We start from the raw sequence: 25,515 nt of genomic DNA on the forward strand, positions 1-25,515 counted from the left end.
CAGAAAGCCTGGGAGGAGGCATCATGCTTGAACTGAGAAACGTGACGAAGACGGTGGGTGCGGCGGAACATATCCGCGACGTCTCGCTGACGCTTCAGCACGGCTCGCTCAACGTCCTGCTCGGGCCGACGCTCTCCGGCAAGACCAGCCTGATGCGGCTGATGGCGGGCCTCGACGTGCCGACCTCCGGCTCGGTCTGGTTCGATGGCAAGGATGTCACCGGCATGCCTGTGCAAAAGCGCAACGTCGCCATGGTCTACCAGCAATTCATCAACTATCCGGCAATGACGGTCTACGAAAACATCGCCTCACCGCTGCGGGTGGCCGGCACGGATCAGGCAACGATCGACAGGGAGGTGCGCAATGCCGCCGCCCTTCTCAAACTCACGCCCTATCTCGATCGCACGTCTCTCAGTCTGTCGGGCGGCCAGCAGCAGCGCACCGCGCTGGCCCGCGCCATCGTCAAGAATGCCAGCCTCGTGCTGCTCGACGAGCCGCTCGCCAACCTAGACTACAAGCTGCGCGAAGAATTACGCGCGGAACTGCCGAAGATATTCGCGGCCGCCGGCACAATCTTCGTTTATGCCACGACCGAGCCGCACGAGGCCTTGCTGCTCGGCGGCAACACGGCGACGCTTTCCGAAGGCAGCATCACCCAGTTCGGGCCGACCATCGAAGTGTTCCGCAAGCCGGTCGATCTGGTGACGGCGAGAACCTTCGCCGATCCGCCGCTCAACACCATCGTGCTTGCCAAGAAGGGCCTGGATTTCCTGCTCGAGGGCGGCGTGAAATTGCCGGTGCCGGCCGAACTCTTCGGCATTGCCAATGCGATCTATACGATCGGCTTCCAGCCTCATCATCTTTCCCTCGATCGGCCCGACGCCGCCGCGGTGCCGGTGCGCGCAAAGGTGACGATCACCGAGATCACGGGATCGGAAAGCTTCATCCATCTCGATTTTGCCGATGCGCGCTGGGTCATGCTGACCCACGGCATTCGCGACTTCGAGCCGGACGAGGAGGTCGAGGTGTTCATCGACCCGCGCCACATCATGGTCTTCGACGAGCACGGCCGCGCCGTGGCCGCGCCGAAGCTGGCGGCTTAGGAGGAAGCGATGGCGCGCATCGATGTCAATCATATCCGCCACTCTTATCTGCAGAACCCCCGCACGGATGCCGATTTCGCGCTGAAGGAAGTGCACCACACGTTCGAGGATGGCGGCGCCTATGCGCTGCTAGGCCCGTCCGGCTGCGGCAAGACTACGCTGCTCAACATCATTTCGGGATTGCTGCATCCCTCGCACGGCCAGTTGCTGTTCAACGGCAGGGACGTGACCAATCTGTCGACCCAAGAGCGCAACATTGCCCAGGTCTTCCAGTTCCCGGTGATCTACGACACGATGACCGTCTACGACAATCTGGCGTTCCCGCTGCGCAATCGCGGCGTGCCGGAGGCCGACGTCGACCGCAAGGTGCGCGAGACGCTGGAGATGACCGGGCTGGCCGATATGGCCAAACGAAAGGCGCGCGGACTGACCGCCGATCAGAAGCAGAAAATCTCGCTCGGACGCGGGCTGGTGCGCTCCGACGTCAATGCCATCCTGTTCGACGAGCCTTTGACCGTCATCGACCCGCATATGAAATGGGTGCTGCGCTCGCAGTTGAAGCAGCTTCACCGCCGCTTCGGCTACACCATGGTCTATGTCACGCACGACCAGACTGAGGCGTTGACCTTCGCCGACAGGGTGGTCGTCATGTATGACGGCGAAATCGTGCAGATCGGCACACCGGCGGAGCTGTTCGAGCGCCCGCGCCATACCTTTGTCGGCTATTTCATCGGCTCGCCCGGCATGAATGTCATGCCGGTGGCGATCGACGGCAAGACCGCGAAGCTGGGCTCGCAGCAGATCGAACTGCCGGGCGTGCCCAAGGCGGGCGGCGGCGCCATCGAGCTCGGCATCCGTCCCGAATATGTGCGCCTGGGCAGCCAGGGCATGGCCGTCCGGGTCAGCAAGGTCGAGGACGTCGGCCGCCACAAGGTGGTCCGTGCCAATCTCGAAGGGCGCGAGATCGCCGCCATCATCGGCGAGGACGAGACAGTTCCGGCTGATCCGAAGGTGCGGTTCGACCCGGCCGGCATCAACATCTATGCCGATTCCTGGCGCGTCGAGATGGGAGCCTGAAGTGGAAAAGACCTGGAACAACAGAGCCTGGTTCCTGGTGCTGCCGGTGCTGCTGCTGGTGGCGTTCTCGGCGGTCATACCGCTGATGACGGTTGTCAATTATTCGGTGCAGGACACTTTCGGCAACAACGTCTTCTTCTGGGCCGGCACCGAGTGGTTCGAGGAACTGCTTTCCTCCAGCCGCTTCTGGCAGGCGATGATCCGCAACCTTGTCTTCTCCTTCATCATCCTGGCGATCGAAGTGCCGCTCGGCATCTTCATTGCGCTCAATATGCCGAAGAAGGGTTGGGGCGTGCCTGTTTGCCTTGTTTTGATGGCGTTGCCGCTGCTGATCCCGTGGAACGTCGTCGGCACCATCTGGCAGGTGTTCGGGCGCAACGACATTGGCCTGCTCGGCTATTACGTCAACGCGCTCGGCATCGACTATAATTATGTGCAAGATCCTTATGACGCCTGGGTCACGGTCATCATCATGGACGTCTGGCATTGGACCAGCCTCGTCGTTCTGCTCTGCTATGCCGGCCTGGTCTCGATCCCGGATGCCTTTTATCAGGCGGCCAAGATCGACGGTGCCTCGCGCTGGGCGGTGTTCCGTTACATCCAGCTGCCGAAGATGAACCGCGTGCTGCTGATCGCCGTGCTGCTGCGCTTTATGGATAGCTTCATGATCTACACCGAACCGTTCGTGGTGACCGGCGGCGGACCCGGCAACTCGACGACCTTTCTTTCGATCGATCTCGTCAAGACGGCGCTCGGCCAGTTCGACCTCGGCCCGGCGGCGGCGATGTCGCTGGTCTACTTCCTTATCGTCCTGTTGTTGTCATGGGTGTTCTACACCGTGATGACCAATTACGACGCGGAGCGCTGAGATGAGCCGCGCTGACGAAAGAGCCGACAGAGTGAGCGAGACGACAGCTTCGCAAGGATTAGCCAGCACGCTGCGGCAGGACGAGATCGCACGGCTGATGCGCCGTCGCGGCGAGGAGTCGCGTTGGTGGTGGATCGTGCCGACGCTCTACATCATCGTTCTGCTTTTGCCGATCTACTGGCTCATCAATATGAGCTTCAAGACCAATGGCGAGATCGTCTCGTCGCTGACGCTCTACCCGCACGCACCGACATTGGCGAATTACCGCACCATCTTCACCGACGCGTCCTGGTATTCGGGCTACATCAACTCGATCACCTATGTGGTTATGAACATGGTGATTTCGGTGGCCGCAGCACTGCCTGCTGCCTATGCTTTTTCGCGCTATCGCTTCCTCGGCGACAAGCATCTGTTCTTCTGGCTGCTGACCAACCGCATGGCGCCGCCGGCGGTGTTCGCGCTGCCATTCTTCCAGCTTTATTCGGCCTTCGGCCTTATCGACACCCATATCGCCGTGGCTCTGGCGCATTGCCTGTTCAACGTGCCGCTGGCGGTGTGGATCCTCGAAGGCTTCATGTCGGGGGTGCCGAAGGAGATCGATGAGACCGCCTATATCGACGGCTATTCGTTCCCGCGCTTCTTCATCAAGATCTTCATGCCGCTGATTGCGAGCGGCATCGGCGTGGCGTGCTTCTTCTGCTTCATGTTCTCGTGGGTCGAGCTGCTGATCGCCCGCACGCTGACGACCACGGACGCCAAGCCGATCGCCGCGACCATGACCCGCACCGTTTCGGCCGCCGGCATGGATTGGGGGCTGCTCGCCGCAGCCGGCGTGCTGACGCTGATTCCCGGCGCGCTCGTCATCTGGTTTGTGCGCAACTACATCGCCAAGGGCTTTGCCCTGGGGAGGGTATGATGGAGCAGGTCGACAGAAGCCCATGGTGGTGGGCCGTGCTGTTTCTCGCCCTGGTCGTCGTGGCCTGGGTGGCCCTTCAAATCGATTTCGTGGCAATAACGGTAGGCTTCAGCGATCCGGCCAATATCCGCCTGTGGGGATTTAACCTCTCGTCCAACCTCGATTTTTCGTGGATGGCCTGGACGTGGCCGACCGCGGCCTTCTTTGGAACCATCTTTCTGCTGCTTTGCGGCATGGCGGTGTGGGAATACGTCTCGCCGGGCGGCAATCCGCGCGTCGGCGTGCTGCGCTTCGAAACGACGCGCGGCGACCGCTTGTTCCTGTCGCTGCTTGGCAGTGCCTTTATCCATCTCGCTTGGCTGGGTCTAGTCGGACCCAATCTGTGGTGGGCTCTCGCTCTCTCCGTGGTCTACGCCGTCGGCGTGTTCCGCTACGTATAGAGGGGGAAACTGTTGGAACGGCGGCGTGCCGGCCGCCGATCCAGATCGCACTTTGAACTTAACAGTGGAGGAAATACATGCGACGGCAATTCTTGACATCAACAACTGCGCTTGTCCTGTTGCTCGGGGCAAGCAACGCCTATGCCGGAATGGACGAGGCCAAGGCCTTCCTGGACAAGGAAATCGGCGACCTGTCGACGCTCGACCGCGCCGGCCAGGAAGCCGAAATGCAATGGTTCATCGATGCCGCGAAACCTTTCGCCGGCATGGATATCAAGGTGGTTTCCGAAACCATCGCCACGCATCAGTATGAATCGCAGGTGCTGGCGCCGGCCTTTACAGCCATCACCGGCATCAAGGTTACGCACGACGTCACCCAGGAAGGCGACGTTGTCGAGAAGATCCAGACCCAGATGCAGACCGGCCAGAACCTCTATGACGGCTGGGTCAACGATTCCGATCTGATCGGCACGCACTGGCGCTACCAGCAGGTGCGCAACCTGACCGACTGGATGGCAGGCGACGGCAAGGATGTCACCAATCCGAATCTCGACCTGAAGGATTTCATCGGCACCTCGTTCACCACCGCGCCCGACAAGAAACTCTACCAGCTTCCTGACCAGCAGTTCGCGAACCTCTACTGGTTCCGTTACGACTGGTTCAACGACGAGAAGAACAAGGCGGACTTCAAGGCCAAATACGGCTACGACCTCGGCGTGCCGGTGAATTGGTCGGCCTATGAGGACATTGCAGCGTTCTTCACCGGGCGTGAGATCGACGGCAAGAAGGTCTACGGCCATATGGACTATGGCAAGAAGGACCCGTCGCTCGGCTGGCGGTTCACCGACGCCTGGCTGTCGATGGCCGGCAATGGCGACAAGGGCATTCCGAACGGTCTGCCCGTCGACGAATGGGGCATCAAGGTCGACGAGAATTCGCGTCCGGTCGGTTCCTGCACGGCGCGCGGCGGCGACACCAATGGTCCGGCTTCCGTCTACTCCATCCAGAAGTATCTCGATTGGCTGAAGGCCTATGCACCGGCGGAAGCCCAAGGCATGACCTTCTCCGAATCGGGGCCAGTTCCGGCGCAGGGCGCGGTTGCCCAGCAGATCTTCTGGTACACCGCCTTCACCGCCAGCATGGTCGACGCCAGCGCCAAGGCCGTGCTGAACGACGACGGCACGCCGAAGTGGCGCATGGCGCCGTCGCCGCATGGCGTCTACTGGAAGGACGGCATGAAGCTCGGCTATCAGGACGTCGGTTCCTGGACGCTGATGAAGTCGACGCCGACCGACCGCGCCAAGGCCGCCTGGCTCTACGCGCAGTTCGTCACCTCGAAGACGGTCGACGTGAAGAAGAGCCATGTCGGCCTGACCTTCATCCGCGAGAGCACGATCCACGACAAGAGCTTCACCGAACGTGCGCCAAAGCTCGGCGGCTTGATCGAGTTCTACCGCTCGCCGGCGCGCGTCCAGTGGTCGCCGACCGGCACCAACGTGCCGGACTATCCGAAGCTGGCACAGCTCTGGTGGCAGGCGATCGGCGATGCTTCGTCGGGCGCCAAGAGCCCGCAGGAAGCGATGGACTCGCTCTGCGCCGAGCAGGAAAAGGTGATGAGCCGCATCGAGAAGTCGGGCGTCCAGGGCGATATTGGCCCGAAGATGGCCGAAGAGCATGACCTCGCCTACTGGAACGCCGACGCGGTCAAGAAGGGCAATCTCGCTCCTCAGCTCAAGATCGAGAACGAGAAGGAAAAGCCGGTCACCATCAACTACGACGAGCTGGTGAAGAGCTGGCAGCAATAGGACCGTTTGATGCGGGCGTCCGCGCCCGCATCGCCATGCTCAGGGGAGGCGGCATGTTGCCGTCTCCCCTGTTTGCGTGAACGGCTCCGCGCCGTCTGGCGTCGAGACACCGTAGCACCTTTGAATTCGCTTCGACGGGAGAGAGAATGACCGGATACATCCTTGCAATCGACCAGGGGACGACATCGAGCCGGGCGATCCTGTTCGCCGACAAGATGAAGGTCGTCGGCAGCGGGCAAAAGGAATTCACTCAATATTATCCGGCCTCCGGCTGGGTCGAGCACGATCCCGAGGAGATATGGGCAAGCGTCGTGGAAACGGTGAAGGCCGCGCTGAAGACAGCTGGCCGCAACGCAGCCGAAGTCGCCGCGATCGGCATTACCAACCAGCGCGAAACCGTCGTCATCTGGGACAAAGAGACCGGCAAGCCGATCCACAACGCGATTGTCTGGCAGGACCGCCGCACCGCGCCGCTATGCCAGAAACTGAAGAAGCTGGGGCTGGAGAAGAAATTCACAAAAAAGACCGGCCTGCTACTCGATCCCTATTTCTCCGGCACCAAGATCGCCTGGATGCTGGACAAGGTGAAGGGCGCCAGAAAACGCGCCGAGAAGGGCGAACTGCTGGCCGGCACCATCGACAGTTTTCTGATTTGGCGCCTGACTGGCGGCAAGGTCCACGCCACTGACGCCACCAATGCCTCGCGCACACTGGTCTACAACATCGAACAAAATGCCTGGGACGACGAGCTGCTGGCCATTCTTGGCATACCTGCAAGAATGCTGCCGCAGGTGAAAGATTGTGCCGATGATTTTGGAATCACAGACAAAAGCCTGTTTGGTGCAGAGATCAGAATCCTCGGTGTGGCCGGCGACCAGCATGCGGCGGCGATCGGCCAGGCCTGTTTCGATCCGGGCATGATGAAATCCACCTACGGCACCGGTTGCTTCGCGCTGCTCAACACCGGCAGCGATCTGGTGCGTTCGAAGAACCGGCTTTTGACCACCATCGCCTATAGGCTGAACGGCAAGACCACCTATGCACTGGAGGGCTCGATCTTTATCGCCGGCGCCGCCGTACAATGGCTGCGCGACGGCATCAAGGTGATCGGCAAGGCCGAGCAGAGCGGCAAATTGGCGGCGGAAGCCGATCCAACGCAGAACGTCTATCTGGTGCCGGCTTTCGTCGGGCTCGGCGCACCGCACTGGGATGCCGAGGCGCGCGGCGCCATCTTCGGGCTGACCCGCAATTCGGGGCCGGCGGAATTTGCCCGCGCGGCACTGGAATCCGTTGCCTTCCAGACCCGCGACCTGCTTGACGCCATGCGAAAGGACTGGAAGGGCGCCTCGGCCAAGACCGTGCTCAGGGTCGATGGCGGCATGGTGGCGTCGGACTGGACCATGCAGCGGCTGGCCGACATTCTCGATGCGCCGGTCGACCGGCCGACAATTCTCGAGACGACGGCGCTTGGTGCGGCTTGGCTGGCCGGCTCGAAGGCGGGTGTCTGGCCGAAGGCCGCGGAATTCGCCAGGAGTTGGGCGCTCGAGCGCCGGTTCAAGCCGGACATGGATGCTTCGACACGTGCCGCCAAGCTGGCAGGTTGGCGCCACGCTGTACGCAGGACGCTCAGTACTCAATAGGCAGGGATGCCACCGGATACGCACTAATGAAACATCCGCGCCGTTTCGGGCGCGGGCCTGCAGCCTCTAATCTAATGCATGTCGCGCAAACAGCGGTTTTGCGATAGCGCGTCGCATGAGGCCGATCGAACGCGACGCGCTTTAGGACTCAGTAAGGCGACCGGCACTGCCGGCGCGGACCGTAGTTGGGCTGGTAAGTGTTGTCAGAAGCGCGATAGCTCCGATAACGGTCGTAGCACCACTGCACGTGGGCATCGCCACGATAGACACGATTCTGGCTGTTGACGATGGCGCCCGTAATCAGCGCTCCGGTGGCGAAGGCGGCCAGCGGGAACCAGTAGTCACCGTGACGGCGATAGCCGCGACGATATTCGCGATAGCCGCGATGGCCACGCCAATACATGCCATCGTCACGCGCAAAACTGCGCCGGGAGAAATCGCGACGCGAGAAATCGCGGTTGAAACTCCGGTGCCTCCGCCACGGCTCGTACTGGACGGTCTGGACATTCGAGGTGATCCCCTGGGCCGGGGGCGCATAGCTGGGCTGAGCGTTGACTGGCACGATCTCCGCGGCAGCGAATGAGATCGAAAGAGTGGTCGCCAGCAGGCCCGACATGATCCTATTCATGGTCTTCTCCTTGAAACGCATGTCCCTTATCGCGGGAAACGGGCAGGCTGCGCAAATTGTTCCGCCAAAAATCCCAAGTTGCTGATCCGCAAAGGTTCTCCCGATTTGCTGCTTGCCTTTGTCGCCATAGAGGGCGAGCTTCGGCCTTGTGCGAGAGGGAGGCAGTTCCGTCAACGCCGAAGCGCTCCGCAAGGCATGATGACACTGCTGGAAAGCCCGGTGTGCGAGCCGTCTTTTTCCGGTTGACCGGCAGAGGCACTCTCCCTATGTTCCGCGCAATTTCGAGGGCGGCCTTTCTGAGCCCGCGGGAGCGCGTAGCTCAGCCGGTAGAGCAACTGACTTTTAATCAGTAGGTCATGGGTTCGAATCCCATCGCGCTCACCAAAATCCAGATGTACGGCCCGGAGACATGGGTAACAGTTTGTACCTAAGAAATGGGTGACAACCTCGTGCCGAACGCATGCGGTGGCCTTAACCACCCGCCCCATCGTCCATCATCGTGCCGGTGAGCGCCTCATAGGCTCTGCTGCACAGCTGCGAATGCGGACAATCCTTCACGATAAGCGCCGGCACCACCGTGAGAACCGCTGCGGCAAGGATTTGCGGGCAAAGACCGACGGCGCTTACCTTTCTGCCGAACACGCCGGCCAGGAAAAAGTAGAGACCCTGGGCCATGCAGGCTGCCGTCAGAATGCCCAGAAGCGTGCTCGTCCCTCTTGCGAAGGGCGTTGTATAGCTGTCGGGAAAACCCAGCGTGCCGAGATCCATCGACCATTGCAGCGCCAGCACGACGCTCAATGCCGCCCAAACGAAGGCCGTCTTACGAGTGAACAGCGTCCGCTTTGGTTTGTTGCTTAGATCGGTCATGAAATCACGTCTGAATGCGCGCCGGGACATGCGCAAGCTCCCGGTCAAATCAGCGAGACACTACCGCCGGGATGGCGTTCGAGCCGTCCGGCGAGGTCGAGCTCCAGCAGCACCATGAACACTTGAGCGGGATGCAGGCCGGTGTGGCGGATAATCTCGTCGACTGCTACCGGCGTCGGGCCGAGCGCCTCGACGACGCGGTCGCGGTCGTCCTCGCGCGGCGGCGGTGTTGCTGAAAAGTCGGGCGGCTCTTCGAGCGGCGATGTCCTTGGCGTCCAGGCGCCGAGCAGCGGCGCGACCGCGCTGGTGATATCGGCGGCCTCGGTGACAAGGGTGGCGCCGTCCTTGAGCAGGCCATTGGTGCCGGCGGCGCGCGGATCGAGCGGCGAACCGGGAACGGCAAAGACCAGGCGGCCCATCTCGCCGGCAAGCCGGGCGCTGATCAGCGAGCCGGAGCGCTGTGCGGCCTCGACCACCACCAATCCCAATGCAGCACCGGCAACAAGCCGGTTGCGGCGCGGAAAATCCTGTGCGCGCGGCTGCCAGCCAAATGGCATTTCGGAGATGATGGCGCCGCCGCGCTCCGCGATCTCGTCGCACAGCCCGGCATTTTCGGGCGGGTAGGGCAAATCGAGGCCGCCGGCGAGCACGCCGATCGTGCCGGTCGAAAGGCTGCCCTGGTGCGCGGCCGTATCGATGCCGCGCGCCAGGCCGGAGACGATGCCATAGCCGTCGCGGCCGAGATCCGCCGCCAGCATCCGCGCCATCTTGATGCCGGCCAGCGAGGCGTTTCGGGCGCCGACGATGGCGATCGCGGGCAAGCGGAACACCGCACTATTACCCCTGACCGCGAGCAACGGCGGCGGATGGTCCATGCTCTTCATCAGCGGCGGATAATCCGCCTCGCCGATGCCGACGAAGCGGGCGCCCGCCCGCCTGGCTGCCTCCAGCTCGGCCTCGGCCTCGCCAATGGACGGAATGCGGACGATTTTTTTGGCGCCACCCGAAATCATCAGCTCCGGCAGCATCGCAAGCGCTGCTTCGGCCGAACCGAACCGGTTGATCAGGTCGCGAAAGGAAGCCGGGCCGACATTCGGCGTGCGGATCAGGCGAAGCCAGCTCAGCCGCTGCCGGTCGCTGAGGCGCGGCCCGGCGGCGGGCTCGCTCACTCCTTTGCCCCGATCTTACCCTCGGTGCCGGCAAGCAGCCGCGCAATGTTGGCGCGGTGCTTTATGATGACGATCAGGCTCATCGCCGCGAAAAGCCCGGCAATCTGCGGCGTGCTCAGGAAGTACAAGGCCACTGGCACGACGACCGCTGCCGTCAATGCCGCCAGCGAGGAGTAGCGGAACAGGAAAGCCACCGCGAGCCAGACAACGGCGAAGATCACCGCCACCTGCCAGGCAAGGCCGATCAGCACGCCGAGGTAGGTGGCGACACCCTTGCCGCCCTTGAAGCCGAGCCAGACCGGAAAGAGGTGGCCTAGAAACGCACCGAAACCGGCCCAGAGTCCGAGCTCAGGTGCAAAGCGGCCGGCGATCAGCACAGCCGCGGTGCCTTTAAGGGCGTCGAGCAGCAGGGTGGCCGCCGCCAGACCCTTGTTGCCGGTGCGCAGCACATTGGTGGCGCCGATGTTGCCGGAGCCGATGTTGCGCACGTCGCCGAGGCCGGCGGCACGGGTGATCAGCAGCCCGAAGGGGATCGAGCCGAGAAGATAGCCGAACACCAATGCCAAGACGGGACTGTAAGCCATTGTTCCCCCGAAGTTTCCTTGGCTGAACGGATTTGAAGGCGTGACGCCTGTTCCGTCCTAGGCCGAAAACACTGTGCGGCCCGCCACCATCGTTTGCAAGACTTTGCCTTGCAGCCGCGCGCCTTCGAAACAGGTGTTTTTCGAGCGCGAGCGGATGCCGCTCTCGCTGACGATCCATGGCTCGTCCAGATCGACGAGTGCAAGGTCGGCCAAAGCCCCCGGTTTCAGCGTGCCGCCGGGCAGGCTGAACAATCTTGCCGGCGCGGTGGATAAGGTCTCGACCAGCCGGAGCAGCGTCACGTCGCCATTGTGATAGAGCCGCAGCGCCGCGCCCAGCAGCGTTTCCAGCCCGATGGCGCCGGCCGCAGCATCGGCGAAGGGCAGGCGCTTGGTGTCGACGTCCTGCGGGTCGTGCGAGGAGACGATGAGGTCGATGGTGCCGTCCTTGACCGCCTCGATCATCGCCAGCCGGTCTTCCTCGGCGCGCAGCGGCGGCGTCAGCCGGAAGAAGGTGCGGTACTCGCCGACATCATTCTCGTTGAGCGACAGATTGTGGATCGACACGCCTGCTGTGACGTTGGCGCCGTCGGCTTTTGCGCGCGCTACCGCGTCTGCCGCCATAGCCGTCGAGATCTTGGCAGCGTGATAGGAGCCGCCGGTCAGGCGAGCCAGCGCGAGATCGCGCTCCAGGGGGATTGATTCGGCCTCGCGAGGAATGCCGGCAAGGCCAAGCCAGCTTGCGTAAAGGCCTTCGTTCATCACGCCGGCCGAGGCGAGATCGGCGTCCTGGGTTTCATGCGCGATGACGCCGTCGAAATCGCGCGCGTAGGTCAGCGCGCGACGCATCACCAGCGCGCTGGCGATAGAATGCCGGCCGTCGGTGAAGGCGACCGCTCCAGCCTCGCGCAATAGGCCGAATTCGGTCATCTCGCGGCCTTCCAGCCCCTTGGTGATCGCTGCCGCCGGAAAGATGTTGACGATTGCCGTGTCCTTGGCGGTGCGCAGCACAAACTCGACCAAAGCGACATTGTCGATCACCGGGTCGGTATCGGGCATCATGACGATTGAGGTGACGCCGCCCGCCGCCGCAGCAATGCTCGCCGATGCGATGGTTTCGCGGTGTTCGCCGCCCGGTTCGCCGATGAAGACACGTGCATCGATCAGGCCGGGGATGATCGCCTTACCAGCGCACTCGATGATCGTGGCGTCTTCGGGCGCGCCCTGGTTCAAGGCCGCCTTGCCGGCGGCAACGATTTTGCGCCCTTCGACGATGACGGTGCCTATCTCGTCGATGCCGCGCGATGGGTCGACGATGCGGGCGCGGCTGAAGACCGTTATGCTCATGCGCCGCGGCCCTCGTGGTTTCGACGGGGGTCGAGCAGCGCTTCCATCACCGCCATGCGCACGGCGACGCCCATCTCAACCTGCTCCTGGATAACGCTTTGCGGGCCGTCGGCGATCTCGGAGGCGATCTCGACTCCGCGGTTCATCGGGCCGGGATGCATGACCAGCGCACCGTCCTTGGCCGCTTTCAGCTTCTCGGCGTCGAGCCCGAAATAGCGGAAATATTCGCGCACCGAGGGTACGAAAGCGCCTTCCATGCGTTCGCGCTGCAGGCGCAACATCATCACCACGTCGGCGTCCTTCAGACCCTCGCCCATCGAGCGGGTGACGATGACGCCCATCTTCTCGATGCCGGCGGGCAAAAGCGTCGAAGGGGCGACGACCCGTACTTGGGCACCGAGTGCGTTGAGCAGAATGATATTGGAGCGGGCCACGCGCGAATGCAGGATGTCACCGCAGATCGCCACGATCAGCTTCGATAACGGACCCTTGGCGCGGCGGATGGTCAGCGCGTCGAGCAGCGCCTGCGTTGGATGTTCATGAGCGCCGTCGCCGGCATTGACCACCGAGCAGCCGACCTTTTGAGCAAGAAGTGCCGCCGCGCCCGCCGATTGGTGGCGGATGATCAATATGTCGGGGCGCATGGCGTTCAGCGTCATCGCGGTATCGATCAGCGTCTCGCCCTTCTTCACCGACGAGCTTGCCACCGACATGTTCATGACGTCGGCGCCGAGCCGTTTGCCGGCCAGCTCGAACGACGATTGCGTACGGGTCGAGGCTTCGTAGAAGAGATTGATCTGGGTGCGGCCGCGCAGCGTCGATGTCTTCTTGTCCGATTGCCGCGAGATGGCAACGGCCCGGTCCGCCCGGTCGAGCAGAAGCTCGATGTCGGCGGGGGAAAGATCGCGGATGCCTAGAAGATGGCGGTGGGGATAAAGTGGAAGGGACGATGCGTCAGTCATCTCAAGTCGCTGCTATAGGGGGGAGGCTCCGCGGCTGCAAGCACCGGCTTGGGATTGGATCGGTTCTCCCCGGTATTTTCGTCGCGCGCCGCCGGCCATAGGCTATAAACCGCGATGACTTTGGATTCGCAGACTTCAGGTGATAAGGACGAAGCGTGACCGACGACGTGACCAACCAGCCGCCGCCGCTGGCCGGCGGCAACGCCTGGCGGGGCGATCCGTTGCTGATCCAGCTTGCCGAGCGCTTTTCCGATCCGGTGCGCAAGGACCTCGACGGGCTTGGCCGTTTCGTTTTGACGCATGAGGCGCAGGAGCTGGCCCGTCTTGCCAATGTCGAGACGCCGAAGCTCAGGACCCATGATCGCCAGGGCCGGCGCATCGACCAGGTCGAGTTCCACCCCGCCTATCACGCGCTGATGCGCCGCTCGGTCGCCAACGGGCTGCATTCGTCGGTCTGGGAGAATGGCGACGCCGAGATCGGCCGCCGCCACCAAGTGCGCGCCGCGCGCTTTTACCTCACGGCTGAGCTCGAAACCGGGCATCTTTGCCCGATCACCATGACCAGCGCTTCGCTGGCAGCGCTGATGGCCAGCCCGAAACTGTTTCGCGAATGGGCGCCTCGGGTGACGACGCGCAAATACGATCAGGGCCAAAAGCCGCCGGTCGAAAAAGCCGGGCTGACGCTCGGCATGGGCATGACCGAGAAGCAAGGCGGTACCGATGTTCGTGCCAACGTCACCAAGGCCGAGCGCGCCGGCAGCGGTTTTTATCGCCTGACCGGCCACAAATGGTTCATGTCGGCGCCGATGTCGGATGCCTTCCTGGTGCTCGGACAGGCGCCGGAGGGACTGTCGTGCTTTCTCGTTCCCCGCTTGCTTGGCGACGGATCCGGCAACGGCTTCCGCTTTCAGCGGCTGAAGGACAAGCTCGGCAACCGCTCCAATGCGTCCTCCGAGGTGGAATTCGTCAATGCCATCGGCGAGATGGTTGGCGAGCCCGGCGCCGGCGTGAAGACGATCATGGACATGGTGACCCTGACGCGGCTCGACTGTGCCGTCGCCTCCTCGGCGATCATGCGGGCCGGACTGGCCGAGGCCGTCCACCATACGCGCCACCGCCAGGTGTTCGGAACCAATCTGATCGAGCAGCCGCTGATGCAGCGTGTTCTGGCCGACATGGCGCTCGACGTTGCCGCCGCTACCGCGCTGTCGTTCCGGCTGGCGCGCTCCTTCGACGAGGCGGCCGGCGACCGCGGCGAGGCGGCCTTCGCCCGCGCCATGACGCCGGTCGTCAAATACTGGGTCTGCAAGATTGCGCCGCCGCTGCTCTATGAGGCGATGGAATGCCTCGGCGGCAATGGCTATGTCGAGGAGGGGCCGCTCGCCCGCTACTATCGCGAAGCTCCGGTCAACGCGATCTGGGAGGGTTCAGGCAACGTCATGGCGCTCGACGTGTTGCGAGTGCTCGGCCGCGCGCCAGGCCTGTTCGATGACGTGCTGGCCGGCATCGACCGCGATCTCGGCGCTGGCGGACGCGGCACCGTCGGCGTGCTCAAGGCAGCAATGCAGGTCGCTGCAACCGACGAGGGCTCAGCGCGGCTGTTGACCGAGCAATTGGCATTGTCGGCGGCGGCGGCAGAGCTTCGCAGGCTGGGGGCAGGGCGGATCGCCGACGCCTTCGTCGAGACGCGCCTCGCCGGCCAGTGGCGCAACACCTATGGAATGCTCGATTCGCGCCACGATGCGCGGATGATCATCGACACGCTCTACCCGCCGATCAACTAGTGCCGTCGCCCGGGTCGTAGCCGCTTTTTTTCGCGCGCCCTGTGGATGATCGTTAACCTTAACAAATGGTTTCCATTGCGGCGGCCGGTGGCAAAGCCCAGTGTTATGGTTAAGGCAAGGACTGTTCGGCTGAGCGGTCTTTGTCCTGCGAAGCAGGAGCGTCATGCGGCATATTTTGAGCTCTTTTCTGGCATTGCATTGGGCGGCCGTTTTCGCCCTGCTGGCGTTCATCTGCATCGATGGGAATCGTGGCGTCGCGGCGGCCCTTGGCGTGCTCGGCGTTCCCGTCCAGAACACTCGCTTTGCCGATCTTGAAAACGCCGTCGTCGTGGCGCCGCTCGCCGTGGCATTGCTTGTCGTCGCGGTGCTGTTCTGCTGGGCCTTTGTTGAAGCATTGACCAGCGACGCCACCAACCCGGACCCAGCCGACAGTGTTGTGCGGATCGCCTTCATCTCGGCCTCGGGCGTGCTGTCGTTGATCGTCATCGGCGGCGCTGCGCAAGGCATCAATGGGCTGTTCATGGTTGTCGCCGTGCAATTGGCGGCACTTCTGGCGTCATATGTCGCGATGCTCGCCGAGCGGCGCTCAGCCGCTGCCGCGGCAGTTCCAGTGACCGGCGAAATCCGCGCGGCCGCGCATATCATGGCCAAGGCAGCGGCGTACAATTCCTCGCTTGCGCGCATTTCGGGCCGGCCGGATTCGAGGGACGATCGCTGATGCGCACCTTGTTCGCGCTGTGGGCGGCTCCGCTCCTCCTGTTCTGGGGCTGGTTCTTTCTGTCGCTCAACGACATCAATTTCGGCTATGTCATGCTGAGCCGCCAATTGCACGATCTCGTTTTCCAGCTTTATGGGCAGATGCTCGGCGTCGATCCGGCGCTCATCCCGGGCATGGTGGCGAAGGCTTGCGTCTTCGACGGCCTACTGCTGATGGCGTTCTGGGCATTTCGCCGCCGCAAGGCGATCGGCAACTGGATCAAGGCAACGCGCAATCGCTATTTCGACCAGGCATCGACTCCGAGCGCCTGAAGCCGGTCGAGAACACCCTGCAGGATGAAGGCCGCCGCCGCTGAATCGATCTTGCCGGCGCGTTTCTTGCGGGAAAAATCCATCTCGATCAGTGTCCGCTCGGCCGCCACCGTCGACAGCCTTTCGTCCCAAAAGACGAACGGCAGATCGGTCAATCCAGCCATGTTGCGGACGAAAGCGCGGGATTTTTGGGCGCGTGGGCCTTCCGAGCCGTCCATGTTGATGGGGAGGCCGATCACCACTGCGCCGGCATTTTCCTTCTGCAGCAGAGCGAGCAGCACCGCGGCATCGAGCGAGAATTTCCTGCGCATGATGACAGGGCGCGGGTGCGCGAACGACAAGCCGCGGTCCGAAACCGCCACGCCGATCGTCTTGTCGCCGAGGTCGAGCCCAGCCAGGGTCTTGCCGCCGCCGAGCCGGCCCGGCAACTCCTCGATCGTGATGATGCCCAACGGCTTTTCCTTTGACCGCGACGCTGCACTTCCTATACGCGCAACATATGCCGCGGCACTTTAATTTCGCCGTCGGCGTTCTAGCCTCTACCGAAGCAAAAATCGAGGAAGGCATTGATGAAACTTACCTGGTACGGACACTCGGCATTCCGCGTCGAAATCGAAGGCGCGAAAATCCTCATCGACCCGTATCTGGTCGGCAACCCGTCATGGACAGGCGGCTGGGAAGGGCCGGCCGAAGGGGTCACGCACGTGTTGCTTACCCATGGCCACAGCGACCACATCAGCGGCGCCGTCGAAGTGCTCAAGAAAAGCGGCGCGATGCTGGTCGCCAATTTCGAGATTTGCATGTACCTGGTCGGCAAAGGCGTCAGTGACAAGCAGATCAATCCCGGCAATATCGGCGGTACCGTCGATTGCGGCGGCTTCACCACCACTTTCGTTCAGGCTCTGCATTCATCGTCCTTTCCTGGCGAGGGCGGCCAGAACACCTATCTCGGCAATCCGGGCGGGCTCGTCCTGCACTTCCCCGAGGATAAGACGCTCTATCATATGGGCGACACCGACATCTTTTCCGACATGGCGCTGATCAACGAGTTACATGAGCCGAAGATCGGCATCGCGCCGATCGGCGACCGCTTCACCATGGGTGGTGCGGTGGCAGCTCTTGCCTGCCAGCGTTTCTTCAAGTTCGAGACGGTCGTTCCCGCTCACTTCGGCACATTTCCGATGATAGATCAGACCGCCGACAAGTTTGTGGCCGGGCTGGACGGATCGGGTGTGAAAGTGGCGTTGCCGAAGATCGGCGAGACGATTACGCTGTAGGAACGCCGAACCGGAATGACGACATGGGTCTGAGAAACTCTCTTTGCATTTCTATGCTGGTTGCCGCATCGCCGGCGCTGGCCGCCGAGGATTTCATCGAGGGCATCTATCTGCAATCGGAGGATCTCTGCGCGCAGGCCAAAAAGGATACGCTGCAGACGGTGATCGAGGGCGGCAATATCGTACTGTCGGCAAACGGACTGGAAAGCATCGAATATAACTGCGAGTTCCTGCAGATCACCAAGGCGACACGGTCGCCAAGCTGGGCGGTGACCGCCATCTGCCAGGAGCCGGGCTACGTCTTTCCGGATGTTCTCTCACTGACTCAGATGAACCCGAAGCAGATCGACCTGGTTTCGGTTCGGCCTGCCGCGGACGAAAGCGAGCAGAGCGGCAACGGCGGCAGCTATTTCCTCTGCGACGGCGTGGCGATGCCGTAGGGCAGTTGTCGGCACGATGCATGTTGCGCGGCACGCGCTGCGCCGCTATAGCGCTGGTTTTCCCCGAGGCACAACATGTCCGTTGATATTAAAACCGTGAAGCGCGTCGCGCACCTTGCCCGCATTGCGGTGAGCGAGGAGGATGCAGAGCGCATGACCGGCGAATTGAACGCCATTTTGGGCTTTGTCGAGCAGTTGAACGAGGTCGATGTTTCCGGCGTCGAGCCGATGACCTCGGTCACGCCGATGGCAATGAAGAAGCGCCAGGACGTCGTCACCGACGGCAGCAAGGCAGCCGACATCGTCGCCAACGCGCCGGCAACCGAAGAGAACTTCTTTCTCGTGCCAAAGGTCGTGGAGTAGCTGGCCGATGGTAATCGAGATCGCCGCGGAGACGCCGCTGCAGGACGATGTGCGTGGGCTGGTCGAGGAGCTCAACGCCACATTGCTGGAGTTGACGCCGCCGGAGCATTGCTACCATTTGACGGTCGAGCAGATGGCGGACCGCGACACGACCGTCTTCATCGCCCGCGATAACGGCCTTGCCATCGGTTGCGGCGCGCTGAAGCGCCACGATGCTGTCGTCGGCGAGGTCAAGCGTATGTATACGCGGCCTTCGCATCGCGGCCGCAAAATCGGTGCGATGATCGTCGAGCGGATTGAGGGCTTGGCGCGCCAAGAAGGGCTGAAGCGTCTGGTGCTGGAGACGGGCGACCGTCATCCCGCCGCCTGGACCGTCTACGAACGCGCCGGTTTTTCGCGCTGTGGGCCGGTGCTGAATTATCGCAATTCCGAGTAGTCGGTGTTTTACGAAAAGAGCCTTGCCTGATGAGCGACCTGACCCAACTGACGATTTCGCAGGCCCGCGCCAAATTGCGCTCCAGGGAGATCACCGCCACCGAAGTCACCGAGGCTTATCTGTCGGCGATCGAGCGAGCCAATCCTGCGCTCAATGCCTATATCGTGGTCACCGGCGACAAAGCGCGCGACATGGCCAAGGCCTCCGACGCGAAACTGGCCAAGGGCGAGGGCGGGTCCCTCGAGGGTATCCCGCTCGGCATCAAGGATCTGTTCGGCACCGAAGGCGTCCACACCCAGGCCTGCAGCCACGTGCTTGACGGGTTCAAGCCGCGCTACGAATCGACTATCACCGCCAATCTGTGGGCGGATGGCGCCGTCATGCTCGGCAAGCTCAACATGGACGAGTTCGCCATGGGCTCGTCCAACGAGACCTCGTATTACGGGCCTGTCATCAACCCGTGGCGGCGTTCGCGGCTCGACACGGTGGTAATGCCGACGACACATCAGGGCGAGGGCGGCTTCGTTTCGGCGGGCGGCACCAGGACCGCGCGCACGTTGGACAATGCCCAGCTGGTGCCGGGCGGTTCGTCCGGTGGCTCGGCATCAGCCGTCTCGGCCTTCCTGTGCGCCGGCGCTACCGCCACCGACACCGGCGGCTCGATCCGCCAGCCCGCCGCCTTCACCGGCACGGTCGGCATTAAGCCGACCTATGGCCGCTGCTCGCGTTGGGGCGTCGTCGCCTTCGCCTCGTCGCTCGACCAGGCCGGGCCGATCGCGCGCGACGTGCGCGATGCCGCGATCCTGTTGAAGTCGATGGCTTCGGTCGACCCGAAGGACACGACCTCCGTCGACCTGCCGGTGCCGGATTACGAGGCGGCGATCGGCCGCTCGATCAAGGGGATGAAGGTCGGCATCCCCAAGGAATACCGTGTCGACGGCATGCCCGAGGAGATCGAGGCGTTGTGGCAGAAGGGCATTGCCTGGCTGAGGGATGCCGGCGCCGAGATTGTCGACATCTCGCTGCCGCACACGAAATACGCGCTGCCGGCCTATTACATTGTTGCGCCCGCCGAAGCCTCGTCCAACCTCGCCCGTTACGACGGCGTCCGCTATGGATTGCGCGTGCCCGGCAAGGACATTGTCGACATGTATGAAAAGACCCGCGCCGCCGGCTTCGGGCGTGAGGTCAAGCGCCGCATCATGATCGGCACCTATGTGCTTTCCGCTGGCTACTACGATGCCTACTATCTGCAGGCGCAGAAGGTTCGTAACCTGATCAAGCGCGATTTCGAAAATGTGTTTGTCGCAGGTGTCGACGTCATCCTGACGCCGGCAACGCCGTCCGCCGCCTTCGGCATCGCAGACGAAGACATGGCCGCCGACCCGGTCAAGATGTATCTCAACGACATCTTTACGGTGACGGTGAACATGGCCGGCTTGCCCGGCATCGCGGTTCCGGCCGGGCTCGACGCCAAGGGGCTGCCACTCGGCCTGCAGCTGATCGGCCGGCCTTTCGACGAGGAAACGCTGTTCCAGACCGCCCATGTCATCGAACAGGCGGCCGGCACATTTCAGCCGGAAAAATGGTGGTAGGATCGTTTCTCATCTGAGGGGGTGAGGGATGTTCTTCTATGTCTCCAAGGTCCTGTGGCTCTTCGTCCAGCCGCTTAATCTCGCGATCATCCTGCTGCTGGCTGGATTGCTTGCGGCATTGGTCGGGCGCAAAAGGCTATTTGCCACCGGCAGCGTGCTGGCCTTCCTTGTCCTGGCACTGTCAGCATGGACCTCGCTCGGCGCAGTGATGCTCAATCCGCTCGAGGAGCGTTTCCCTAAGCCACCCCTGCCGGAAAGGGTTGACGGAATCGTTGTGCTCGGCGGCGGTATGGACGGCGCCATCAATTTCGTTCGCGGCGGTTATGAACTCAACGCCAGTGGCGATCGAATTGTCGAGGCAGCCGTGCTGGCGCGGCGTTTTCCGACAGCGAGAGTCGTCATTTCAGGCGGCCCCGTTGCAATAATCGGTGAGGACGAAGGCGACTCAACCACGGCGCCACGCGTACTCACTGCGCTCGGCGTGGCGGCCGATCGTCTGATCCTGGAAGACAAGTCACGCAACACCTACGAGAATGCCGTCTTCACCAAGCGGCTGATTACGCCGAAACCCGGCGAGATCTGGCTGCTGGTGACCTCAGCCTTCCACATGCCGCGCGCCAAGGCGCTGTTCGACAGAGCCGGCTTCCCGACGGTTCCATGGCCGGTCGACTACCGCACCTCCGGTAAGGAAGGTATCAGCCTGTTCCGCAAATCTACCAACGAAGCGCTGCAGACCACGACCATCGCGATTCGCGAATGGATCGGGCTCGTCGCCTATTGGCTGTCGGGCCGCATTGATCAGCCTTTTCCCGGGCCGGGCGGCTGACCGAGCACCGCCTGCCGCGCCGCCGAGAAAAATTGGCGGCGCACCAGCACCGCCAGAAGCAGCAGCGTCGATAGCACGAAAACGGCGGGATCGACGAACCAGCCAAGATAACCGATCGAGAAGAACACGCCGCGCAGCCCGGAATTGAAATGCTTCCCGGCCAGCATGTTCATGCGGGCCGCGCGCCACACCGCCGTTTCGGTGACCGGATTGCGCGACGCCTCGCCATGCGGAATCGGCACCGCGCCGATCAGGATCGAGCAATAGTTGAACAGCCGGTAAGCCCAGCCGAACTTGAAGAAGGAAAAGGCCAGGATCAGCACCAGCCCGAACACCTTCGTCTGGAAGGCGGCGCGTGAGGATGTGGCGCCAAACGGCAGGTCGCTCAGCACAGTGAGAACCTGATCGGAAGCGCCGAGCAAGGCAAAACAGCCGCCGATCGCAATCAGCGAACTGGAGGCAAAGAAGGCGGTCCCCTGTTGCAGGCCGCTCATGATGGCGGTGTCGACGATGCGGATCTCGCGTTCGGCCATGGTCCTCATCCAGGCCTCGCGCTGCGCGTTCATCGCCCTCGTCAGCGACATGCGGCTGACCAGCATTCCGTCGGCGGCGAGCGTATGCAGCACCCACGCGGCGAGGAAGAACCCCAGCGCTGCAAGGTCGGCCGTCGATAGATGAAAGGAATCGCTCATGCGGTGCTTTTACCACAAGCCGAGGCAACGCTTCGATGGCCGAAGCCGGAATGTCGCTGCCGGAGCAAACAAGGTCGGCAGGTGCAGCGCCCCAATCTTTAAAACAGCGGAAAACATCATGGGAATTCCTATATATAGAGCTCAACAGGGTCCCAGGAGAAAACGCCCACGTGTTCCTTTCGGTTTTCGACCTGTTCAAGATCGGCATCGGCCCATCGAGTTCGCACACGATGGGGCCGATGACGGCTGCGCGGCGGTTTCTCGACGAGATTGCGGGAGACGACTGGCCGCGTCCGGCCGGCGCCAGGGTCGACCGAATCGCGGCCAGCCTGCATGGCTCGCTCGCCTATACCGGCATCGGCCATGGCTCCGATCGCGCCGTGGTGCTCGGCCTCGCCGGCCAGACGCCGCAGACGGTGGATCCTGACCACGCCGACGGCATCGCCGCTCGCATCGCCGCCGAGAAGCGGATTTCGCCGCACGGCCATCCGTCCTATCGTTTCGACCCGGCAACGGATCTGGTGCTGGATCGCAAGACGCCGCTGCCGGGTCACGCCAATGGCATGGCGTTTTCTGCCTATGATGCCGGAGACCGGTTGCTGCTGAGGCGCGTCTACTATTCGATCGGCGGCGGCTTTGTCGTTTCCGAGGAAGAATTGCAGCGGATGAAGGCGAGGGGCTCGGCGACAACCGAAGGCAAGAAGGTTCCATATCCGTTCAAGAACGCCGTCGAAATGCTCTCAATGGCAGCGAAAAGTGGCCTTTCCATCGCCGAGATGAAGCGCGTCAACGAGGAGACGCAGATGTCGCGCGAGGAGCTCGACGCTGGCCTCGACGGCATCTGGAGCGCCATGAAGGGATGCATCGAGCGCGGCCTGTCGCAAGACGGCATCATGCCTGGCGGACTGAAGGTGCGCCGCCGTGCCCGGATGCTGCACGACAAGTTGCAGGAGCAATGGCAGCAGAACCGGCCCAACCCGCTGCTCGCCAATGACTGGCTGTCGATCTATGCAATGGCGGTCAACGAGGAGAACGCCGCCGGCGGCCGTGTCGTCACCGCGCCAACCAATGGGGCGGCCGGCACTCTGCCGGCGGTGTTGCGCTATTGGCTGCATTTCCATCCCGAAGCCGACCAGCCAAGTATCCGCGATTTCCTGCTGACGGCGGCGGCCGTTGGCGGCATCATCAAGACCAATGCTTCGATCTCGGGGGCCGAGGTAGGCTGCCAGGGCGAGGTCGGTTCGGCTTCGGCGATGGCTGCGGCGGGATTGTGCGCCGTCATGGGCGGCACGCCCGAGCAGGTCGAGAACGCTGCCGAAATCGCGCTGGAACATCATCTCGGAATGACCTGCGATCCGGTCGGCGGCCTGGTGCAGGTGCCGTGCATCGAGCGCAACGCGCTTGGCGCTGTCAAGGCGGTGACCGCCGCTTCGCTGGCCATCAAGGGCGATGGCGTTCATTTCGTGCCGCTCGATGCGGCGATCGAGACGATGCGCCAGACCGGCCTCGACATGAACGAAAAGTACAAGGAAACCAGCCTAGGCGGATTGGCCGTCAATGTCGTGGAGTGCTGAGCGCCAGTCTGGCGGCCTGGACCACCACTGTGGAGAAGTCGATCAGGCCGTTGACGCGTTCGCGTGCTGGGCTAAACCTTAAACGATGTCTCTCAATCTCATAAAGCTTTGCGTCGGCTGTGACAGCGTCGAGGATCTGGAAGAGTGGATTGCCTTCCGCCTCGACGAGCGGCGCCGCGCCGGCGAACCGGCCGAGCACTACCACACCACCCGCATGGTGCCGACGCGCGGCGCCGAGATCACCGACGGCGGCTCGCTCTACTGGGTGGTCAAGGGCAATGTCCAATGCCGTCAGCTGATCACCGAAATCCGGCCCTTCACCGATGACGATGGCATCGGCCGCTGCCATCTGATCCTCGATCCCGAGGTCGTGCGCACCGACTGGCAGCCGCGCCGTGCATTCCAAGGGTGGCGCTACCTGAAGCCGGCGGACGCGCCGGCCGATCTCGGCAAGGGCAAAGCCGGGCTGATCGAAATGCCGCCGAAGCTCAGGCGTGAGCTTGCCGATCTCGGCCTACTCTGACGCCAAGAACCGTAACGCCAAGGGCACCGGCCGAACGCTTGTCCGCAGTTGCCATCATCACCGGTCCTGCAGGTCGCCTGATCTGGGCTTGCAAGCTGGGGAACAACGCCACATCTTGAATGTCATGAGCGACAAGAAGCAGCCCGTGCCTGCAAAGGCCAATCCTGCGCCGGTCGAGTCCCAATCGAGCACCGGCGAGATCGACGCCTTTCTCCGTCAGGCAAGGACGCTCGCTGCATCCGCCACCGGTTCAGGCAGGCTGATCCTGTCCCTCGACGCTACGATGAGCCGCCAGCCGACCTGGGATCTCGCCTGTGCGCTGCAGGCCGAGATGTTCGACGTCGTCGGCAAGGCTGGGGTGCTCAAGGTTCAACTGGTCTATTTCCGCGGGCTTGGCGAGTGCCGTTCCTCCGCATTCGTCACCGATACCGAAGCTCTGAAGCAGCTGATGACGCGCATCGACTGCCGTAGCGGCCACACCCAGATCGGCAAGGTGCTCGCCCATGCGCTGAAACAGACGGCGGCGGCCAAGGTCAACGCGCTGGTCTATATCGGCGATGCGATGGAAGAAAACATAGATGATCTGGCCGAAAAGGCCGGTAGTCTAGGTCTGCACGGCGTTCCTGTCTTCGTTTTTCAGGAAGGCCATGATGCCGGTGCAGAAAAGGCGTTCAAGGAAATTGCACGGCTGTCCAAAGGGGCCTGGTTCCGGTTTGATCGGCGGGCTGCCGCGACCTTGGCCGGCCTGCTTTCGTCCGTCGCCGTGTTTGCGACCGGCGGTCTGAAAGCACTGGAGGACCGGGGCAGGCCGGAGGACCGGCTGATGATCGAGCATCTGCGGGGCGGCGGAAACTGATGGGCGCGATTATCGCTTTTGTAGCATTGCTTCTGGTGCTTCTCGGCATGCTCACCATCTTCCTGCGCGCCGATCCGGGGAAGCTCGCAGGCGGCATGAGGACCCTTGGACCCGTGCTGCTCGGGCTGGTCGGCGTTGCCGTGCTGCTGGTCGGGCGCGAGGGCCTCGGCGGCTTGATCCTGTCGGCCGCGCTCGCCTGGTATGGCTCCATGCGCATGAATCAGCCGGCCGCAAAACTGGCACCGGGCAAGCGTTCGACGGTGCGTACCGCGGCGCTTGAGATGGAACTCGATCACGACACCGGCGGCCTCGAAGGCCTCGTGCTGGCTGGGCGCCATGAAGGCAAGATGCTTGGCTCGATGGGGCTTGCCGAATTGCAGCAACTTTATCGCGAGCTCTCCGGCGATCCGGAGAGCCGCCAGCTGCTAGAGACGTATCTTGACGGCAGATTTCCCATCTGGCGCAAAGACGCTGATGCGAATGGTGGCGAAGGGCTGGGTGTTGCGCCAGGTTCGGGCGCCATGACTAAGGAGGAGGCCTACAAGATCCTTGGTCTTGAAGCGGGGGCTGCCGCGGCGGATGTCCGCAAGGCGCACCGCCGCCTGATGCAGCGCTTGCACCCCGATATCGGTGGCACGTCTTTCCTGGCGGCGCGGATCAACGAAGCCAAGGACGTCTTGCTCTCCAATCACAACTAGTCTCCTTCGACGCAGAACT

Annotated in this window: 28 protein-coding genes and 1 tRNA gene; 21 read left to right on the forward strand and 8 right to left on the reverse strand. The window is 62.7% G+C overall.

Going from position 1 to position 25,515, the window contains the following annotated elements; genetic code table 11:
* Positions 1 to 23 precede the first annotated feature (23 nt).
* The 7 genes from NKH43_RS12070 (at position 24) to glpK (ending at position 7,849) form a co-directional block, all read left to right on the forward strand.
* The gene (locus tag NKH43_RS12070; protein WP_352858273.1) at positions 24 to 1,103 is read left to right on the forward strand and encodes an ABC transporter ATP-binding protein; all 1,080 of its coding nucleotides are present in this window, start codon (positions 24 to 26) and stop codon (positions 1,101 to 1,103) included.
* 9 nt (positions 1,104 to 1,112) lie between these two features.
* Complete coding sequence (locus tag NKH43_RS12075) at positions 1,113 to 2,180, forward strand: ABC transporter ATP-binding protein (protein ID WP_023717773.1); 1,068 nt, start codon at positions 1,113 to 1,115, stop codon at positions 2,178 to 2,180.
* 1 nt (position 2,181) lies between these two features.
* Positions 2,182 to 3,048, forward strand: coding sequence for a carbohydrate ABC transporter permease (locus tag NKH43_RS12080; protein WP_023674893.1), 867 nt, complete (start codon positions 2,182 to 2,184; stop codon positions 3,046 to 3,048).
* Position 3,049: 1 nt separating this feature from the next.
* Positions 3,050 to 3,964, forward strand: a complete 915-nt coding sequence (locus NKH43_RS12085; RefSeq protein WP_023717772.1) for a carbohydrate ABC transporter permease — start codon at positions 3,050 to 3,052, stop codon at positions 3,962 to 3,964.
* A gap of 173 nt (positions 3,965 to 4,137) precedes the next feature.
* On the forward strand, positions 4,138 to 4,404 hold the full coding sequence (locus NKH43_RS12090) for a DUF2160 domain-containing protein (protein WP_031193610.1): 267 nt from the start codon (positions 4,138 to 4,140) through the stop codon (positions 4,402 to 4,404).
* A gap of 77 nt (positions 4,405 to 4,481) precedes the next feature.
* The gene (locus NKH43_RS12095; protein ID WP_023717770.1) at positions 4,482 to 6,209 is read left to right on the forward strand and encodes an ABC transporter substrate-binding protein; all 1,728 of its coding nucleotides are present in this window, start codon (positions 4,482 to 4,484) and stop codon (positions 6,207 to 6,209) included.
* A 146-nt stretch (positions 6,210 to 6,355) separates the two neighbouring features.
* Positions 6,356 to 7,849 (forward strand): glycerol kinase GlpK, encoded by a 1,494-nt coding sequence (glpK, locus tag NKH43_RS12100; RefSeq protein ID WP_023717769.1) that lies wholly within the window; start codon positions 6,356 to 6,358, stop codon positions 7,847 to 7,849.
* A gap of 148 nt (positions 7,850 to 7,997) precedes the next feature.
* Here glpK and NKH43_RS12105 read toward each other — a convergent pair whose 3' ends face one another.
* A complete protein-coding gene (locus NKH43_RS12105; protein ID WP_023717768.1) occupies positions 7,998 to 8,477 on the reverse strand; it encodes a BA14K family protein in 480 nt (159 codons plus the stop codon).
* Between the two features lie 308 nt (positions 8,478 to 8,785).
* Here NKH43_RS12105 and NKH43_RS12110 point away from each other — a divergent pair.
* Positions 8,786 to 8,861, forward strand: a tRNA-Lys gene (locus NKH43_RS12110).
* A gap of 87 nt (positions 8,862 to 8,948) precedes the next feature.
* Here the strand turns inward: NKH43_RS12110 and NKH43_RS12115 are convergent.
* Genes NKH43_RS12115 through NKH43_RS12135 form a run of 5 tightly spaced genes read right to left on the reverse strand, consistent with a single transcriptional unit; the run spans position 8,949 to position 13,403 of the window.
* The gene (locus tag NKH43_RS12115; protein ID WP_023717767.1) at positions 8,949 to 9,344 is read right to left on the reverse strand and encodes a hypothetical protein; all 396 of its coding nucleotides are present in this window, start codon (positions 9,342 to 9,344) and stop codon (positions 8,949 to 8,951) included.
* A gap of 44 nt (positions 9,345 to 9,388) precedes the next feature.
* On the reverse strand, positions 9,389 to 10,513 hold the full coding sequence (gene dprA / locus NKH43_RS12120) for a DNA-processing protein DprA (RefSeq protein ID WP_352858276.1): 1,125 nt from the start codon (positions 10,511 to 10,513) through the stop codon (positions 9,389 to 9,391).
* A complete protein-coding gene (gene plsY / locus NKH43_RS12125; RefSeq protein ID WP_352482272.1) occupies positions 10,510 to 11,097 on the reverse strand; it encodes a glycerol-3-phosphate 1-O-acyltransferase PlsY in 588 nt (195 codons plus the stop codon). Before plsY ends, dprA begins: the two co-directional genes overlap by 4 nt.
* A 57-nt stretch (positions 11,098 to 11,154) precedes the next feature.
* Positions 11,155 to 12,441: a dihydroorotase gene (locus tag NKH43_RS12130; protein WP_023717764.1), complete on the reverse strand. Its 1,287-nt coding sequence runs from the start codon at positions 12,439 to 12,441 to the stop codon at positions 11,155 to 11,157.
* Positions 12,438 to 13,403 carry an aspartate carbamoyltransferase catalytic subunit gene (locus NKH43_RS12135; protein ID WP_352482274.1) on the reverse strand — a complete coding sequence of 322 codons (966 nt, stop codon included), beginning with the start codon at positions 13,401 to 13,403 and terminating at the stop codon, positions 12,438 to 12,440. Before NKH43_RS12135 ends, NKH43_RS12130 begins: the two co-directional genes overlap by 4 nt.
* Positions 13,404 to 13,558: 155 nt before the next feature.
* Here NKH43_RS12135 and NKH43_RS12140 point away from each other — a divergent pair, with 155 nt between their 5' ends.
* The 3 genes from NKH43_RS12140 (at position 13,559) to NKH43_RS12150 (ending at position 16,216) form a co-directional block, all read left to right on the forward strand.
* Complete coding sequence (locus tag NKH43_RS12140) at positions 13,559 to 15,187, forward strand: DNA alkylation response protein (protein WP_023717762.1); 1,629 nt, start codon at positions 13,559 to 13,561, stop codon at positions 15,185 to 15,187.
* A 163-nt stretch (positions 15,188 to 15,350) separates the two neighbouring features.
* Positions 15,351 to 15,905 carry a hypothetical protein gene (locus NKH43_RS12145; protein WP_023717761.1) on the forward strand — a complete coding sequence of 185 codons (555 nt, stop codon included), beginning with the start codon at positions 15,351 to 15,353 and terminating at the stop codon, positions 15,903 to 15,905.
* On the forward strand, positions 15,905 to 16,216 hold the full coding sequence (locus NKH43_RS12150) for a DUF6105 family protein (protein ID WP_352858280.1): 312 nt from the start codon (positions 15,905 to 15,907) through the stop codon (positions 16,214 to 16,216). Before NKH43_RS12145 ends, NKH43_RS12150 begins: the two co-directional genes overlap by 1 nt.
* Here the strand turns inward: NKH43_RS12150 and ruvX are convergent.
* A complete protein-coding gene (gene ruvX / locus NKH43_RS12155; RefSeq protein WP_352858283.1) occupies positions 16,183 to 16,668 on the reverse strand; it encodes a Holliday junction resolvase RuvX in 486 nt (161 codons plus the stop codon). The genes NKH43_RS12150 and ruvX overlap by 34 nt on opposite strands.
* 117 nt (positions 16,669 to 16,785) lie before the next feature.
* Between ruvX and NKH43_RS12160 the strand changes: the two genes are divergently transcribed.
* The 6 genes from NKH43_RS12160 (at position 16,786) to NKH43_RS12185 (ending at position 21,153) form a co-directional block, all read left to right on the forward strand.
* Positions 16,786 to 17,493 (forward strand): metal-dependent hydrolase, encoded by a 708-nt coding sequence (locus tag NKH43_RS12160; RefSeq protein WP_352858286.1) that lies wholly within the window; start codon positions 16,786 to 16,788, stop codon positions 17,491 to 17,493.
* A gap of 23 nt (positions 17,494 to 17,516) precedes the next feature.
* The gene (locus NKH43_RS12165) at positions 17,517 to 17,933 is read left to right on the forward strand and encodes a hypothetical protein (protein ID WP_023717757.1); all 417 of its coding nucleotides are present in this window, start codon (positions 17,517 to 17,519) and stop codon (positions 17,931 to 17,933) included.
* A gap of 75 nt (positions 17,934 to 18,008) precedes the next feature.
* Positions 18,009 to 18,296 carry an Asp-tRNA(Asn)/Glu-tRNA(Gln) amidotransferase subunit GatC gene (gene gatC / locus NKH43_RS12170; RefSeq protein ID WP_023717756.1) on the forward strand — a complete coding sequence of 96 codons (288 nt, stop codon included), beginning with the start codon at positions 18,009 to 18,011 and terminating at the stop codon, positions 18,294 to 18,296.
* Positions 18,297 to 18,303: 7 nt separating this feature from the next.
* On the forward strand, positions 18,304 to 18,732 hold the full coding sequence (locus NKH43_RS12175; RefSeq protein WP_352858288.1) for a GNAT family N-acetyltransferase: 429 nt from the start codon (positions 18,304 to 18,306) through the stop codon (positions 18,730 to 18,732).
* A 29-nt stretch (positions 18,733 to 18,761) separates the two neighbouring features.
* Entirely contained in the window at positions 18,762 to 20,327 is a 1,566-nt protein-coding gene (locus NKH43_RS12180) for an amidase (RefSeq protein ID WP_352494592.1), read from the forward strand.
* A gap of 28 nt (positions 20,328 to 20,355) precedes the next feature.
* Positions 20,356 to 21,153, forward strand: a complete 798-nt coding sequence (locus NKH43_RS12185) for a YdcF family protein (RefSeq protein ID WP_023717753.1) — start codon at positions 20,356 to 20,358, stop codon at positions 21,151 to 21,153.
* Here NKH43_RS12185 and NKH43_RS12190 read toward each other — a convergent pair.
* Positions 21,126 to 21,845, reverse strand: coding sequence for a DUF599 domain-containing protein (locus NKH43_RS12190; RefSeq protein ID WP_352494594.1), 720 nt, complete (start codon positions 21,843 to 21,845; stop codon positions 21,126 to 21,128). The genes NKH43_RS12185 and NKH43_RS12190 overlap by 28 nt on opposite strands.
* 170 nt (positions 21,846 to 22,015) lie before the next feature.
* On the opposite strand from NKH43_RS12190, the gene NKH43_RS12195 reads away from it, so the two are divergent.
* The 4 genes from NKH43_RS12195 (at position 22,016) to NKH43_RS12210 (ending at position 25,496) form a co-directional block, all read left to right on the forward strand.
* The gene (locus tag NKH43_RS12195) at positions 22,016 to 23,419 is read left to right on the forward strand and encodes an L-serine ammonia-lyase (protein ID WP_352858291.1); all 1,404 of its coding nucleotides are present in this window, start codon (positions 22,016 to 22,018) and stop codon (positions 23,417 to 23,419) included.
* A gap of 85 nt (positions 23,420 to 23,504) precedes the next feature.
* Positions 23,505 to 23,942, forward strand: a complete 438-nt coding sequence (locus NKH43_RS12200; protein ID WP_023717749.1) for a DUF1489 family protein — start codon at positions 23,505 to 23,507, stop codon at positions 23,940 to 23,942.
* 124 nt (positions 23,943 to 24,066) lie between these two features.
* Positions 24,067 to 24,798, forward strand: a complete 732-nt coding sequence (locus NKH43_RS12205; RefSeq protein WP_352858294.1) for a vWA domain-containing protein — start codon at positions 24,067 to 24,069, stop codon at positions 24,796 to 24,798.
* Positions 24,798 to 25,496 carry a DnaJ domain-containing protein gene (locus tag NKH43_RS12210; RefSeq protein WP_023717747.1) on the forward strand — a complete coding sequence of 233 codons (699 nt, stop codon included), beginning with the start codon at positions 24,798 to 24,800 and terminating at the stop codon, positions 25,494 to 25,496. The genes NKH43_RS12205 and NKH43_RS12210 overlap by 1 nt, the downstream gene beginning before the upstream one ends.
* The last annotated feature ends 19 nt before the right edge of the window (positions 25,497 to 25,515 follow it).

The sequence above is a fragment of the Mesorhizobium sp. M1163 genome (assembly GCF_040318415.1).
Lineage (GTDB): Bacteria > Pseudomonadota > Alphaproteobacteria > Rhizobiales > Rhizobiaceae > Mesorhizobium.

Bases quoted from the DNA above. Each gene is read 5' to 3' on its own strand.
- NKH43_RS12115 (WP_023717767.1), bottom strand. From the start codon at position 9,344: ATGACCGATCTAAGCAACAAACCAAAGCGGACGCTGTTCACTCGTAAG.
- NKH43_RS12145 (WP_023717761.1), top strand. From the start codon at position 15,351: ATGCGGCATATTTTGAGCTCTTTTCTGGCATTGCATTGGGCGGCCGTT.
- NKH43_RS12210 (WP_023717747.1), top strand. From the start codon at position 24,798: ATGGGCGCGATTATCGCTTTTGTAGCATTGCTTCTGGTGCTTCTCGGC.
- NKH43_RS12200 (WP_023717749.1), top strand. From the start codon at position 23,505: ATGTCTCTCAATCTCATAAAGCTTTGCGTCGGCTGTGACAGCGTCGAG.
- NKH43_RS12070 (WP_352858273.1), top strand. From the start codon at position 24: ATGCTTGAACTGAGAAACGTGACGAAGACGGTGGGTGCGGCGGAACAT.
- NKH43_RS12085 (WP_023717772.1), top strand. From the start codon at position 3,050: ATGAGCCGCGCTGACGAAAGAGCCGACAGAGTGAGCGAGACGACAGCT.
- glpK (WP_023717769.1), top strand. From the start codon at position 6,356: ATGACCGGATACATCCTTGCAATCGACCAGGGGACGACATCGAGCCGG.
- NKH43_RS12130 (WP_023717764.1), bottom strand. From the start codon at position 12,441: ATGAGCATAACGGTCTTCAGCCGCGCCCGCATCGTCGACCCATCGCGC.
- NKH43_RS12180 (WP_352494592.1), top strand. From the start codon at position 18,762: ATGAGCGACCTGACCCAACTGACGATTTCGCAGGCCCGCGCCAAATTG.
- NKH43_RS12090 (WP_031193610.1), top strand. From the start codon at position 4,138: ATGGCCTGGACGTGGCCGACCGCGGCCTTCTTTGGAACCATCTTTCTG.
- NKH43_RS12095 (WP_023717770.1), top strand. From the start codon at position 4,482: ATGCGACGGCAATTCTTGACATCAACAACTGCGCTTGTCCTGTTGCTC.
- NKH43_RS12075 (WP_023717773.1), top strand. From the start codon at position 1,113: ATGGCGCGCATCGATGTCAATCATATCCGCCACTCTTATCTGCAGAAC.
- NKH43_RS12175 (WP_352858288.1), top strand. From the start codon at position 18,304: ATGGTAATCGAGATCGCCGCGGAGACGCCGCTGCAGGACGATGTGCGT.
- NKH43_RS12105 (WP_023717768.1), bottom strand. From the start codon at position 8,477: ATGAATAGGATCATGTCGGGCCTGCTGGCGACCACTCTTTCGATCTCA.
- NKH43_RS12135 (WP_352482274.1), bottom strand. From the start codon at position 13,403: ATGACTGACGCATCGTCCCTTCCACTTTATCCCCACCGCCATCTTCTA.
- NKH43_RS12205 (WP_352858294.1), top strand. From the start codon at position 24,067: ATGAGCGACAAGAAGCAGCCCGTGCCTGCAAAGGCCAATCCTGCGCCG.
- NKH43_RS12165 (WP_023717757.1), top strand. From the start codon at position 17,517: ATGGGTCTGAGAAACTCTCTTTGCATTTCTATGCTGGTTGCCGCATCG.
- NKH43_RS12160 (WP_352858286.1), top strand. From the start codon at position 16,786: ATGAAACTTACCTGGTACGGACACTCGGCATTCCGCGTCGAAATCGAA.
- gatC (WP_023717756.1), top strand. From the start codon at position 18,009: ATGTCCGTTGATATTAAAACCGTGAAGCGCGTCGCGCACCTTGCCCGC.
- NKH43_RS12185 (WP_023717753.1), top strand. From the start codon at position 20,356: ATGTTCTTCTATGTCTCCAAGGTCCTGTGGCTCTTCGTCCAGCCGCTT.
- NKH43_RS12150 (WP_352858280.1), top strand. From the start codon at position 15,905: ATGCGCACCTTGTTCGCGCTGTGGGCGGCTCCGCTCCTCCTGTTCTGG.
- plsY (WP_352482272.1), bottom strand. From the start codon at position 11,097: ATGGCTTACAGTCCCGTCTTGGCATTGGTGTTCGGCTATCTTCTCGGC.
- NKH43_RS12190 (WP_352494594.1), bottom strand. From the start codon at position 21,845: ATGAGCGATTCCTTTCATCTATCGACGGCCGACCTTGCAGCGCTGGGG.